General features: G+C 72.8%; 9 protein-coding genes. 4 read left to right on the forward strand and 5 right to left on the reverse strand.

The window, feature by feature from the left end:
- Positions 1-12: 12 nt before the first annotated feature.
- Positions 13-789, forward strand: a complete 777-nt coding sequence (locus tag AB0O34_RS21320) for a ribonuclease activity regulator RraA (RefSeq protein WP_363917795.1) — start codon at positions 13-15, stop codon at positions 787-789.
- 22 nt (positions 790-811) lie between these two features.
- Here AB0O34_RS21320 and AB0O34_RS21325 read toward each other — a convergent pair whose 3' ends face one another.
- A complete protein-coding gene (locus AB0O34_RS21325; RefSeq protein ID WP_363917855.1) occupies positions 812-1,492 on the reverse strand; it encodes a GntR family transcriptional regulator in 681 nt (226 codons plus the stop codon).
- A 194-nt stretch (positions 1,493-1,686) separates the two neighbouring features.
- Entirely contained in the window at positions 1,687-2,523 is an 837-nt protein-coding gene (locus AB0O34_RS21330) for a methyltransferase domain-containing protein (RefSeq protein WP_363917797.1), read from the reverse strand.
- Between the two features lie 95 nt (positions 2,524-2,618).
- Here AB0O34_RS21330 and AB0O34_RS21335 point away from each other — a divergent pair, with 95 nt between their 5' ends.
- On the forward strand, positions 2,619-3,248 hold the full coding sequence (locus tag AB0O34_RS21335) for a helix-turn-helix domain-containing protein (RefSeq protein ID WP_363917799.1): 630 nt from the start codon (positions 2,619-2,621) through the stop codon (positions 3,246-3,248).
- Positions 3,249-3,269: 21 nt separating this feature from the next.
- On the opposite strand, the gene araD is transcribed toward AB0O34_RS21335, so the two are convergent.
- Positions 3,270-4,994: an L-arabinonate dehydratase gene (gene araD, locus AB0O34_RS21340; protein ID WP_363917801.1), complete on the reverse strand. Its 1,725-nt coding sequence runs from the start codon at positions 4,992-4,994 to the stop codon at positions 3,270-3,272.
- A 138-nt stretch (positions 4,995-5,132) separates the two neighbouring features.
- Entirely contained in the window at positions 5,133-6,254 is a 1,122-nt protein-coding gene (locus tag AB0O34_RS21345; protein WP_363917803.1) for a hypothetical protein, read from the reverse strand.
- Positions 6,255-6,544: 290 nt separating this feature from the next.
- Between AB0O34_RS21345 and AB0O34_RS21350 the strand changes: the two genes are divergently transcribed.
- Both AB0O34_RS21350 and AB0O34_RS21355 read left to right on the forward strand, forming a co-directional pair.
- Positions 6,545-10,018 carry an indolepyruvate ferredoxin oxidoreductase family protein gene (locus tag AB0O34_RS21350; protein ID WP_363917805.1) on the forward strand — a complete coding sequence of 1,158 codons (3,474 nt, stop codon included), beginning with the start codon at positions 6,545-6,547 and terminating at the stop codon, positions 10,016-10,018.
- 66 nt (positions 10,019-10,084) lie between these two features.
- Positions 10,085-11,551, forward strand: coding sequence for a glutamate--cysteine ligase (locus AB0O34_RS21355; protein ID WP_363917807.1), 1,467 nt, complete (start codon positions 10,085-10,087; stop codon positions 11,549-11,551).
- A 14-nt stretch (positions 11,552-11,565) separates the two neighbouring features.
- Here the strand turns inward: AB0O34_RS21355 and AB0O34_RS21360 are convergent, their stop codons facing one another.
- Entirely contained in the window at positions 11,566-12,411 is an 846-nt protein-coding gene (locus tag AB0O34_RS21360) for a hypothetical protein (RefSeq protein WP_363917809.1), read from the reverse strand.
- Positions 12,412-12,648: the final 237 nt, after the last annotated feature.

Raw genomic sequence — 12,648 nt, forward strand, 5'->3', positions numbered from 1 at the left:
GGGCGTGAAGACGTGAGCGGGCGTGAAGACGTGAACGGCGGGGAAGACGTGAACGGCGGCACGGGCGAGGACGCGCTCGGGCCGGAGGTGTTCGGCGCCCTGCGCCGGGTCTCGACGGCGACGGTCACCACGCAGCTGTTCGCCCGTGGGCTCCGCAACACCTTCCTGGCCGGGCTGCGCCCGCTCAACCCGGCGCACACGCGGATGGTGGCGGAGGCGTTCACGCTGCGCCACATCCCCGCGCGCGAGGATCTGGACGTGCTGTCGGTGTTCAAGGACTACGATCATCCGCAGCGGCTCGCGGTCGAGTCGGTCGGCCCGGGGCAGGTGCTCGTCATGGACTGCCGGGGCCAGACCCGGGCGGCCTCGATCGGCGGCATCCTCGCGACCCGCCTGCTGCGGCGCGGCGCCGCTGGGCTGGTCACCGACGGGGCGGTCCGCGACTCGCCGTTCTTCGCGGAGCTCGAGCTGCCGGCCTTCGCCGCGGGGGTGTGCGCGACCACCAACCTCGCGCGCCACCACGCCGTCGACCTGCAGGTCCCCATCGGCTGCGCCGAGGTGCCCGTGTACCCCGGCGACATCATCGTGGCGGACGGGGAGGGCGTCGTCTGCGTGCCCCGCCACCTCGCGGCGGAGGTGGCGCGCGACGCCCTCGAACAGGAAAGGCTGGAGGACTTCATCCAGGCGCAGGTGGAGGCCGGCGCCCCGCTGCGCGGCACCTACCCTCCGGACGAGGAGACCCTCCGCCGCTACCGGTCCACCCTCCCCGGCGGGGGAGGCGCACGCTGACCGGCTCGGGGGTAGTTGTCCGCTAGCACTTCCGGCCGGGGTCGCGCGCCAGGTGGGTGACAGAACGCTTGATGTGCGCCCTGGTCAGGCGCTCGGCCAGCGGGGCGTCGCCCGACTCCACGGCGGCGAGGATGTCCTGGTGTTCGGCGAACTCCTCACGCCATGTCGGCCAGTGACGCCAGAGCACGGTGACCGTCCCGACGGCGGTGAGGTCCTGGAGGTTGTCCAGCTGCGCGGTGACCAGCTCGTTGTCGCAGCCGGAGTAGAGCGCGCGGTGGAAGCGGCGGTTGGCCAGGCTGAGGGAGGTCGGGTCGTCTCCCGACAGCAGCTCGCCCGCCTCCTCCAGCGCCTCCCGCGCGTCACGCACGGTCTGCGCGCGTGCCGACCTCGTGGAGCCCGCCACCGCCCACGGCTCGAGAAGCAGGCGGAGCTCCTGGGCCTTGCGCAGGTCGGCGGCGCCCAGCACCCGTACGCTGACCCCGCGGTTGGGACTGATCACGACCAGCCCGGTCGCGGCGAGCCCGATGAGGGCCTCCCGCACGGGGGTCTTGGACACGCCCAGCTGTTCGGCGAGCCTGCGCTCCACCAGCGTCTCACCGGGTTTGATCCGGCCGGACAGGATGGCCGCCCGGATCGAGTCGGCTACGAGGTCGGTGCGCGTGGTCGACCTCGCGACCGGCCGCAGGACCGGCTCCTCTGACATGTTGTACACCGGTATATCGTCGCGCACCTTTGCCTGTGACGCCCACCCATCCCCGCCGTGGGCGAGAGAGCGGGGGATCCAACCACGTGATCTACAATGTAAAGGCGTCAGCTCCTGATCAGCCCAAGGTCGCGCCGGCAGGCTCCTTGATGGTGGCGTCGCGTCCCAGAGCCGATCGTGACGGCGCACCCGGCTCAAGAGCGAGTGGCCTTGACCAGCCAGACGGACCCGCGCACGCGGACTCCCTCAGCGGTCTCGTACGGCCGCAGCCCTGCTCGCAGCGCCGCACGGGTGCTCTCGACGACCGCCGGGTCGGTGTCGCGGAGGTTGTGGCGTACCGGGCCCGTGGAGAGGATGAAGTCGGCGGCGTCCGCCGCGTCGCGACCGTAGTCCATCATGGCCTCGACGCCGGTGACGCTCGTGCCGGCGAAACCGGCCTCGCCGAGCACCTCGTGGATGCGGTCGGGGTCGACCATCGACATCATCCCCCGCGCGGCGGGTGACGGTCCGCGCATCAGGGGGCTCAGCGCGGCGGTGGCGCGGGCGTACTCGCCGTCCTGGCCGCCGGGCCGCGGGCCCATGAACGTCAGGCGGCCACCTGGCCGCAGGGCGTGGCGGATGTTGGCGAACGCGGCCACGGGGTCGTCGAAGAACATGACGCCGCCGCGGCTGATGGCGACGTCGAAGGCGCCACCGGGGAAGGGATGGACCTGGGCGTCCCCTTGCTCGAACGCCACGTTGGCGACGCCCTGCCCGGCCGCGTCAGCGCGGGCGCGTTCGAGCATCGGCGCCGAGATGTCGACGCCGAGGGCGTGCCCTCCGCGGGCCTGCCGCGCGGCGCGCAGCGTGGGCTGGCCGGTGCCGCAGCCGACGTCGAGGACGTGGTCGTGCTCGGCGATCGCGGCGGCGTCGAACAGCGCGTCGTCGAAGCCGAACATGATCGAGTTGTAGCGGCGGGGATTCTCGGCCCAGTGGAGGCCTTCCCAGCCGTTCCATGCTTCCGCGTGCCAGGTGTTCGCGATGTCTCGCATCTGTCTGCTCCCGTTGTGTCGCGGTGGTGTCCGAAAGGCCGCCGAATTGGCTAGAGATGAACTCTAGAGTCAACATCTAGAGATAGACTACAGCCATGAGTAAGGTCAAGAGCGGGGCCAATCGGGCGCAGAAGGCCAAGGAGACCCGGGCGCGCATGCTCGACGCCGCGCGCGAGCTGTTCGTCCGGCAGGGTTACGGCACCACGGCGCTCCAGGACATCGCCGACCTGGCGGGCGTGGCCGTGCAGACGATCTACTTCACCTTCGGCAACAAGCGGGCGCTGCTCAAGGAGCTCGTCGACGTGACCCTCGCCGGCGACGACGCGCCGGTCGCCACCATGGACCGGCCGTGGTTTCGCGAGTCACTCGACGCGGAGACGGCCCCCGGCCAGTTGCGGTCCCATCTGCGCGGCACGCGCCAGATGCTGGAGCGGGTCGCCCCGATCACCGAGATGCTGCGCGCCGCCGCGGCCGCCGACTCCGGCGTGGCAGAGCTCTGGGACGAGCAGACGGATCCGCGGTTCACCGTGCACGCGACCGCCGCGAGGGCTCTGGTGGCCAAGCCGGGGGCCCGCGAAGGGGTGCCGGAGGAGCTCGCGGCCGACCTGCTGTACGGCCTGCTCAGCCCCGAGCTGTATCTGGTCTTCGTCCGCGACCGCGGCTGGTCGCCCGATCGCTGGGAGCGATGGGCCTACGAGACCCTGAGCTCCCAGCTGTGCGCGTGAGGCCGCCCCCCGCGCGGGGTCTCACTCCGTGTCGGGCTCGGGGGCGCCTCCGCTGCCGGCGAGGAAGTCGAAGTCGCAGCCCTCATCCGCCTGCGTGATGTGGGCGTCGTAGAGCGTGCCGTACCCGCGCCGGAAGACGGTCTCGGGAGGCCGCCAGGCCGCGCGGCGCCGGGCCAGCTCCTCCTCGGGCACGTCGAGGGACAGGCGCCGCGCCTCGACGTCGAGGGTGATCGGGTCCCCGTCCCGTACGAGCGCGAGCGGCCCGCCGACGTGGGACTCCGGGGCGACGTGCAGCACGCAGGCGCCGTAGCTGGTGCCGCTCATGCGGGCGTCGGAGATCCGCAGCATGTCGCGGACCCCCATCTTGAGCAGCCGGTCCGGTATGGGGAGCATGCCGTGCTCGGGCATGCCGGGACCGCCGCGCGGCCCCGCGCCGCGCAGCACGAGCACCGAGTCGGCCGTGATGGGCAGGCTCTCGTCGTTGATACGCCGCATCAGGTCGCGGTGCCCGTCGAACACCACCGCCGGCCCGGTGTGCTTGAGCAGCCGCGGGTCGGCGGCGACGTGCTTGATGACCGCTCCGTCCGGGGCGAGGTTGCCGCGCAGGACGGCGAGGCCGCCCTCGGTGGACAGGGGGTTGTCGCGCGTCCGGATGACCTTGTCGTCGAACACCCCGGCCCCGTCGAGCACCTCGCCCAGGCTGTGGCCGGTGACGGTCGGCCGGTCGAGGTGGAGCAGGTCGGCGATCCGGCTCAGCAGCCCGGGCAGCCCGCCCGCCAGGTAGAAGTCCTCCATGACGTACGTGCCGCTCGGCCGCAGGTCGGCGAGCACGGGAACGCGCAGGGAGGCCGCGTCGAAGTGGTCGAGCGTGAGCTCCACGCCGCTGCGGCGGGCCATGGCGACGAGGTGGATGACGGCGTTGGTGGACCCGCCGAGGGCCAGCACGGCCGTGACGGCGTCCGCGTAGGCTTCGGCGTTCAGGATCCGGGACGGGCGCAGGTCCTCCCACGCGATCTCGACGGCGCGCCTGCCGGTGGCGGCGGCCATCCGGTTGTGGGCGGAGGCCACCGCGGGGATGGAGGCGGCGCCGGGGAGCGTCATGCCGAGCACCTCGGCGACCGAGGTCATTGTGGAGGCGGTGCCCATCGTCATGCAGTGGCCGGGGGAGCGGGCGATGCCCTCCTCCACGCCGCTCATCTCGGCGTCGTCGACCAGGCCCGCCCGCTTGTCGGCCCAGTAGCGCCACATGTCGCTGCCGCTGCCAAGGACCTCGCCGCGCCAGTTGCCGGGGATCATCGGGCCCGCCGGTACGAAGATGGCGGGGAGGTCCATGCTGATGGCGCCCATGATCAGGGCGGGGGTGGTCTTGTCGCATCCGCCCATGAGCACCGCGGCGTCCACGGGGTAGGAGCGCAGGACCTCCTCGGTCTCCATGGCCAGCAGGTTGCGGTAGAGCATGGTGGTCGGCTTTTGGAAGGTCTCCGACAGCGACATCACCGGCAGCTCCACGGGGTACCCGCCCGCCTGCCACACTCCGCGCTTGACGTCCTGCGCCCGCTCGCGAAGGTGGATGTGGCACGGGTTGAGCTCGCTCCAGGTGTTCAGGATGCCGATGACGGGGCGGCCCATGTGCTCCTCGGCCGACAGGCCGAGCTGGCGGGTCCTCGCGCGGTGGCTGAAGGACCGGAGACTCTCGGTGCCGTACCACCGGTGGCTTCTCAACTGCTCGGGCGTCAGACGCTTCATTAGTCACCTCATATCCTGATATATCACGATATCGGGAACGGCTGGCGTTACGCAGGCAGGTCGGAGCGGCCCGGCCACCGGGATGCCGGCTCCTGGGCCGGCCCGGGCGGGGGCCTCGGGGGCAGAACAGGGCAGGGATCAGGGGCTCGTGGCGGCGCGGGTGGCGTCGGCCAGCAGGCCGTGGCGCGACGGGCCGGCGAGGCCCGCGTGGTAGAGGTGGATCTCCTCGGCGCCCGCCTCGACCAGCCGCCGGACGTGCGCCGTGGTCTCCTCGGGCCGCACCGGCGGCAGCACGGTCACGTACGCGCCGACCGCCACCTCCTCGGGAAGCACGCGGTGCGCGAGCCGCACCCGGTCGGGGGACTCCGGCCCGGTCGGCCAGCACTGCACGACGACGGTGTCGACCCCCTTGCCCGCGTGCGGGGTGAGCCCCGGGTTGGCGCCGGTGGCCCAGGGGTCGGGACTGCCGTGCAGGCTGACCCGCAGCCCCGGCAGCGCCTCGACGACCTGGTGGCGCAGCTCGTCCGCCGCGTCGTGGCGCACGGCCAGGAGCGTGGCCGCCATGGCCGGGTCGAGGTCGTGCTCGCGGGAGCGTACGGCGGCGCGCAGGTCGCGCACCGCCCGCTCGGGGTCGACGCCGCCCGCGGCCCAGGCCGCCTGGCAGGCCGCGCAGCAGCAGACCGACAGCATGCGCCGGGCCCGCGCGTCGTAGGCGCCCTCCGTCTTGTCGTGGTGGCCGCCGTGGTCGGCCCCGAGCTGCCCGCAGGCCTCAAGGAGCACCCCGTCCAGGGGAAGGTCGCGTACGGCCTCGGCGGCCAGCGCGGCGGCGTAGTCACGCACCTCGGCGTGCGAGGGGCACAGCGCCCAGGGATACGGCTGGCCGAAGCAGTTGACCACGCTGATATCCGGGTGCGCCTCGCCCAGGCGGGAGTTGTGCGTGAGCACGATCCAGGCCGTCACCGGGACCCCGGCGTCGGTGAGGGTGCGCGTGGCCGTGCCGAAGGAGTCGGGGTCGTCCATCCAGCCGGCCGTGGCCGGTGCCAGGCGCCTGCCCGACCAGGCCTCCTCGCGGACCGGCCGGTAGAGCGCGGAGTGTCTCGCGTCGAGATAGGCGTGCTCGGGATGCCATGGCGTCGCCGCCCTGACCGTGTGGTAGCTCGCGGCGAGGTTGACCCCGTCACAGCCGAGCGCCTGCACCCGTCCGGTGAACAGCGGATCGCCGATCACGTCCCACGGGTAGGCGTGCACGAGCACGCGCATTGCCACCGCCTCCCACGAGGGGCCCTCACCCAACAAATGGCGTTGTCCAGGCATACCGACTCGGCCGGGCGGAGTCAATGGCTTCAGGTGATCGCACTCCCGAAGCCGCGAACCGGGCACCCGGCCACGCGGGTGCCCGTACGGGCGCCGGTGCCGAGCCGGTTGCGGCCGCTGTGGCCTGTCAAGGGTCTTCGGCTCCAAGAACCGCGTACGTTTCTGTCGATCATCCGATTCGTCTGCGGGACGATCAGGAGGATGGTGGTGGGTGTAGCAGATTCGAGGAGGCGCACGTGGATTTCCGGCTCGAGGACCGGTACGGCCGCCAGGAAGGCCGTGTCCACCTGACCGGCATCCAGGCACTGGTGAGGCTCCCGCTCGACCAGCGGCGGCGCGACCGGGAGGCGGGGCTGGACACGGCCGGGTTCGTGTCCGGCTACCAGGGCTCCCCGCTGGGCGGCTACGACCTGGAGCTGGGGCGCAACCGCGCGCTGCTGGACGAGCACGACGTCATCCACCGGCCGGGGCTCAACGAGGAGCTGGCCGCCACCTCGGTCGCAGGCACGCAGCTCGCCGCGACCCTCTCGGGCTTCCGCCACGACGGCGTCTTCGGCATCTGGTACGGCAAGGCCCCCGGCCTCGACCGCGCGACCGACGCCATCAGGCACGCCAACCTGGTAGGCACCCATCGCGACGGCGGGGTGCTCGCGCTCGTCGGTGACGACCCGGTGTCGAAGTCCTCGACCGTGGCCTCCGCCTCCGAGGCGGCGCTGGCCGACCTGCTGCTGCCGATCCTCTACCCGGCGGACCCCGCCGACATCCTCGACCTCGGCCTGCACGGGTTCGCCCTGTCCCGGCACAGCGGCCTGTGGGCCGCCATGAAGATCGTGACCAACGTGGCCGACGGGTCGGCGACCGTGGAGCTTCCCTCCGCCAGGCCGCTGCCGGTGCTGCCCGACGTGGAGCTCGACGGCCGGCCGTACCGCCACGTGCCGACCGCCCGCATGCTCAACCCGGTCCCGCTGGAGCTGGAACGCTCCGCGCACCACGCCCGGCTGGAGATCGCCCGCGCCTACGGCCACGTGAACCTGCTCAACCGCGTCACGGTAGGGCGGCCGGGCGACACGATCGGGCTGGTGGCCGCGGGGAAGACCTACCTCGACCTGCGGCAGGCGCTCGCGATCCTCGGCCTGGCCGACGACGAGCTGGAGCGGCGGGGCGTCCGCCTGCTGCGCCTCGGCATGCCCTGGCCCCTCGACGGCCGCACGGTCAGGGAGTTCGCCGCGGGGCTGCGCGAGATCGTGGTGGTCGAGGAGAAGCGCTCGTTCGTCGAGCAGCAGTTCAAGGAACTGCTGTACGCGATGCCGGACCGGCCGGCCGTCCTCGGGAAGTCCGACGACGCCGGCCGCGCCCTGTTCCCCGTGGGCGGCGAGCTGGGGCCCGACCTGATCGCCCGCAAGCTGGCCCGGCGCCTCGGCGTCGAACCACCGCCGCGTGCGCGCAGGGAGTCCATCCAGCTCCTCCCCGTCATGTCGCGCACGCCGTACTTCTGCTCGGGGTGCCCGCACAACCGCTCCACCAAGGTGCCCGAGGGCACGCTGGTCGGCGCCGGCATCGGCTGCCACACCATGGTCGTCTTCATGGACGAGGCGCAGGCCGGCGAGGTCAGCGGGATCACCCAGATGGGCGGCGAGGGCGCGCAGTGGATCGGCATGGAGCCCTTCCTCGACCGCGACCACCTCGTGCAGAACATCGGCGACGGCACCTTCCTGCACTCCGGCAGCCTCGCCGTGCGGGCGGCGGTGGCCGCGGGCAGCCGCATCACCTTCAAGCTGCTGTACAACTCGGCGGTGGCCATGACCGGGGGACAGCGGGCCGTCGGCGGCATGGCCGTGCCCGAGATCACCCGCCTGCTCGCCGCCGAGGGCGTACGGAAGATCATCGTCACGACCGAGGACCCGTCCCGCTACCGGGGCGTACGGCTCGCGCCCGGGGCCGAGGTGTGGCACCGCGACCTGCTGGTCAGGGCGCAGGAGACGCTGGCGGCCGTGGACGGGGTCACCGTGCTCGTGCACGACCAGGAGTGCGCGGCCGAGAAGCGGCGCAAGCGGCGGCGCGGGCAGGCGGTGGCTCCCGCGACGCGGGTGGTCGTCAACGAACGGGTGTGCGAGGGCTGCGGCGACTGCGGGGCGAAGTCCAACTGCCTGTCGGTGCAGCCGGTGGACACCGAGTTCGGCCGCAAGACCCGCATCCACCAGGCGAGCTGCAACGTCGACTACTCCTGCCTGGACGGCGACTGCCCGTCCTTCCTCACCGTCACCCCGGCCGCGGACGCCGCGGCGCGCGGGGGGAGCACCCGCTCGGCGAGCCCGGTGGTCACCTGGGAGGCGCCGGAGGAGGCGCCGGAGCCGGAGCCGCGGGTGCCGGCCGACCGGTTCGCCATGCGGATCACCGGGGTCGGCGGCACGGGCGTGGTCACGCTCGCCCAGATCATCTCGGTCGCGGCGACGCTCGACGGCAAGCACGTCAGGAGCCTCGACCAGACGGGCCTGGCGCAGAAGGGCGGCGCGGTCGTCTCCGACGTGAAGATCACCACCGAGCCGGCCGAGGAGTCCAACAAGATCGCCGATGGCGGCTGCGACCTGTACCTCGGCGCCGACCTGCTCGTCGCGGCCGACGCCGCCAACCTCGCGGTGGCCTCGCCGCGGCGGACGGTCGCGGTGCTCTCCACGGCCGAGGTCCCGACCGGCCGCATGGTCGCCGATCCGGGCCTGGCGTTCCCCAGGGCCGAGGGTGTGGTGTCCCGCGTGGTGTCGGCGTCCCGGGAAGAGGCCTCCGTCGTGCTGGACGCGCAGGAGCTCGCCGGGCGGCTGCTCGGGGACGACCAGTACGTCAACCTGATCCTCCTCGGCGCCGCCTACCAGGCCGGGGCACTGCCCGTCTCGGCCGCTTCGCTGGAGCGCGCGATCGAGCTCAACGGGGTGGCCGTGGCGGCCAACGTGCGGGCCTTCCGGCTCGGCAGGCACGTCGTCCACGCCCCCGGGGGCACCGGCCTCCCGGCTTCCACTGAGGGGGTCGCCACGCGGGTGACGCCCGGCAGCGAGGCCGAGGCGCTGATCGACCTGGTCAAGGCCGAGCCGGGAAGCGAGCTCGAACGGCTCGTCACCGTGCGCGTGCCCGAGCTGATCGCCTACCAGGACGCCCGCTACGCGGAGCGGTACGCCCAGCTGGTCGGGCGGGTGCGGGAGGCCGAGGCGGCGGTGACCGAGGAGACCACCCTGGCCGAGGCCGTCGCGTGGCACCTGCACAAGCTGATGGCCTACAAGGACGAGTACGAGGTCGCGCGGCTGTGCCTGGACCCGGCGGTCCAGGCGGACATCGACGAGCGCTTCGGCGCCGGCGCGAAGGTGCGCTGGCGCCTGCACCCGCCGTTGCTGAGGGCGATCGGCCTGCGCCGCAAGATCTCCCTCGGCCCCTGGTTCCGCCCGGCCTTCCGCCTTCTGTACGCCATGCGCGGCCTGCGCGGGACCCCCTGGGACCTCTTCGGCCACGCGCACCTCCGTAAAGTCGAAAGGGGGCTGATCGGCGAGTACACCGCCCTCGTGGAGGAGTGCGCCGCCGGGCTGACCCCCGGCACGCACGCGCGGGCGGTCGAGATGGCCGGCCTGCCCGACCTCGTCCGGGGGTACGAGCAGGTGAAGCTGGCGGGTGTGGAGCGCTACCGGGAGCGGCTCGCCGAACTCCGGGAGTCACGCGAGCCGAGGTAGCAGGCATGAAACGGGTTCCCCGGGAGAGGGAGGGGGAGACCGGGACCTGCACTCGTGGGGGAAGCGATGGGACAGCAAGTAGCCAAGGAGCGGTTCTCCGAGGCGGAGTACGGGCGTTTCGGGGAGCGACTGAAAGACTCCCTCCAGGCGCTGCGTGAGCTGCTCGCCAGGCCCGGCTTCGGCGCCGGGCCCGCGACCGTCGGCGCAGAGCTGGAGCTCTTCCTGATCGACGCGGACGGCCGCCCGCTGCGCCGCAACAAGGAGGTCCGCGCGGTCGCGGGGGACGACCGGGTGGTCCTTGAGCTGGGCAGCTTCAACCTTGAGGTCAATTTGACCCCCCTGCCGCTGGCCGGGCGGCCCTTCACCGCCCTGGCGGCCGAGGCGCGTGACATGATGCTCCTGGTCGACAAGGCCGCCCGCTCGCGGGGCGGCCGGGTGGTGCCCATCGGCATCCTGCCCACGCTCACCGAGTTCGACTTCACCCGTGACGCCATGAGCGACGAGACCCGCTACCGGGCGCTCAGCCGGGGGATGCGCCGGGTGCGCGCCGAGCCGTTCCGCGTCCAGATCCACGGCGTCGAGCGCCTGGAGCTGGAGGTGGAGGACGTCATCCTCGAGAGCGCCAACACCTCCTGGCAGGTACACCTGCGCACGCCACCGGCCGACTTCGCGCGCGTGTACAACGCCGCCCAGCTCGCCATCGGCCCGGTGCTCGCGGTCAGCGGCAACTCCCCGTCCTTCCTCGGCCGCGACCTGTGGGAGGAGACCCGCATCGCGCTGTTCGAGGCCTCGGCGGACGACCGCGACATGGAGCGCCCGTGGCGGGTGGACGGCCGCGTGTGCTTCGGCTCCGGCTGGGTGGAGAGCGGCGCGGAGGAGCTGTTCGAGCTGAGCGTCCGCGAGTACGAGCCGGTCATGCCCGTGATGGACGAGGAGGACCCGCTCGCGGCCGTGCGGGACGGCGGAGTGCCCCGGCTCGCGGAGCTACGTCTCCACCAGGGCACGGTGTGGCAGTGGAACCGGCCCGTCTACGACCCGGCGGGCGGCGGGCACCTGCGGGTCGAGCTCCGCGCCCTGCCTGCCGGGCCCACCTGCGCCGACATGGCGGCCAACGCGGCGTTCCTGCTGGGGCTCGTGGTGGCGACGGCGGCCGGGCCCGACTGGATCGAGGGCTTCCCCTTCGCCGACGCCTACCGCAACTTCTACCGCGCCGCGCGGAACGGGCTGGACGCCGTGCTCGCCTGGCCGGGGCGTACGGACCCCGCGCCGGCCTCCGAGGTCATCCTCGAACTGCTGCCGGTGGCCGCTGAGGGCCTGGCGGGGGCGGGGGTGGAGGAGTCCGAGGCGTCCAGGCTGCTCTCGATCATCCGCGAGCGCGTGCTGCTGCGCCGCACCGGAGCGGTCTGGCAGCGCGAGGCGCTGGCCGCGCTGGGCGACGAGCCGGGCGCCCGGGCCGCCATGCTGGCGCGCTACCGCGACCTGGCCTTCACCGACCAGCCCGTGCACACCTGGCCCGGCCCGCTCCGGTTCTGAGGGGCGGCCGGCCGCTAAGGCTGCTCGGGGTCGATGCCGGTGAGGGAGCTTCCGTAGCTGAGCGCGACGAGCTGGGCCACCGCGCCGTGGGCCCCGAGAGGCTCCGCGCACCCCGCGCCCACCGACTCGGCCGCCGCGGTGATCTTCTGGACGTCGATCTCGGGGCCGATGAGGAACGGGGCCAGGGCCAGGCGTGAGGCGCCGATGTTGCGCAGCCGCTGGGCGGCGTCCCCGACGCCGGGGGAGGCGTCCAGCGAGGCCGCCACCACGGGAAGTGTGAGCCGCGCGGCCAGCAGGACGACCGTCGCGTCCGCGGCCCGCACGGCCTCCTGGCCGCCGACCGTGGCGACGATGATCCCGTCGACCGGAGCCGCGATGTTGAACAGGCGCATGCGGTCCGCCCGCGCGAGCCCGCTCTCGGAGAGCTTGACGTGCAGCGCCTCGGCGAGCAGGGGGTGCGGGCCGAGCGGGTCGGCGATGGTCGTCAGGACGTCGCTGTCGGCGACGGCCTCCCGGATGGCCCGGTAGACCTGCTGGTGCGGGCCGGTCACGAGGGGGACCACGATGGCGGCCGGCGATTCCTTCGGCCGGTCGGAGGCGCAGTCGGTGAGCATCTCGGCCAGGCTGGTCTTGCTGTCGCCGAGGTGGATCAGGCGCACGTCGAGCTGGGGATGCTCGACGCCGACAATGGTCTTGATGGCCGCGGGGACGTCGCAGGCGGTGCCCGGCGCGGCCAGCACGAGCGCGGGCGCGTCCGGAGGCAACTGCGCGGGCACCGGCCGCCGGTGCCGGCCGGAGCTGGTCCGGAACGAGCGTTCGCGGACCGGAAGCTCCTGTGGAGCGTGATGACCATCGTTCACATCGGCGGATTTTACGGGGTATGGGGCAAAAGTTAAGTCTGATTCGCCGCGACGCGCGGACGAAGACTGATCTATCTCGGGCGACATCGCTGACATATTGGGTCTCGATTGGCCGCACGGCACCAACGGTCCGTAATCATTCGAGATCATGATGGGGGTGGCGGGTCTGCCCTGCGTGTCAGTGGTGCGCCGACCGCTGACACCAAGACCGCGGGACGTCCGTAAAGTTTTTTTCAC

Origin of the sequence: Sphaerisporangium sp. NPDC088356 (assembly GCF_040685555.1) — a bacterium.
GTDB lineage: Bacteria > Actinomycetota > Actinomycetes > Streptosporangiales > Streptosporangiaceae > Sphaerisporangium.

What these genes read in the sequence shown, in the direction of transcription:
- AB0O34_RS21345 (WP_363917803.1), bottom strand. Translation starts at nt 6,254, where the DNA reads ATGCGCGTGCTCGTGCACGCCTACCCGTGGGACGTGATCGGCGATCCG.
- AB0O34_RS21355 (WP_363917807.1), top strand. Translation starts at nt 10,085, where the DNA reads ATGGGACAGCAAGTAGCCAAGGAGCGGTTCTCCGAGGCGGAGTACGGG.
- AB0O34_RS21335 (WP_363917799.1), top strand. Translation starts at nt 2,619, where the DNA reads ATGAGTAAGGTCAAGAGCGGGGCCAATCGGGCGCAGAAGGCCAAGGAG.
- AB0O34_RS21325 (WP_363917855.1), bottom strand. Translation starts at nt 1,492, where the DNA reads ATGTCAGAGGAGCCGGTCCTGCGGCCGGTCGCGAGGTCGACCACGCGC.
- araD (WP_363917801.1), bottom strand. Translation starts at nt 4,994, where the DNA reads ATGAAGCGTCTGACGCCCGAGCAGTTGAGAAGCCACCGGTGGTACGGC.
- AB0O34_RS21330 (WP_363917797.1), bottom strand. Translation starts at nt 2,523, where the DNA reads ATGCGAGACATCGCGAACACCTGGCACGCGGAAGCATGGAACGGCTGG.